1 protein-coding gene is annotated in these 433 nt (G+C 32.1%); it reads left to right on the top strand.

The genetic code is table 11. The features are described from left to right. Positions 1-196 precede the first annotated feature (196 nt). A partial coding sequence (locus EP747_RS24000) for a hypothetical protein (protein WP_165347288.1) occupies positions 197-433 on the top strand: 237 nt, incomplete at its 3' end.

Here is a 433-nt window from a genome sequence, read left to right on the forward strand (position 1 = left end):
TTTTTTTGCGATTGTTTGGAGTCTTAGTATCTTACTTCCATCTATATTTCTACCTGAAAGCGAAAGTGAGTTATTAAACAATTCGTCTTATCTAACTCCGTTTCATAGGGGAAAAACTAAAATTAATGCTAATCCGCTATTGATAGTGATTTTGTTTGAAATTCGTAAAATAAGACGTAGAGGCTTATTCAAGCAGGTGAATTTTTTACTTTCAATACTAGTAATAATTGGTTATTTCTTTTTATCTGAGCAAACAGAAGAAAAGAAGAAAGAGTACTTTCAAGAATTAAAAGAATCAGCAGATATCATTGAAAGCGTTGTGTATCCAGACATGAAGCAACAAATAGCAATACTAGAAAGAGAACCTAATCATTCTACCTACAAGGAGCAGTTAGCTGATTTAAAGAAGGGAGAAGCTGTCATACTAGAAACA

It is taken from the genome of Gottfriedia acidiceleris (genome assembly GCF_004138285.1).
GTDB lineage: Bacteria > Bacillota > Bacilli > Bacillales > Bacillaceae_G > Gottfriedia > Gottfriedia acidiceleris_A.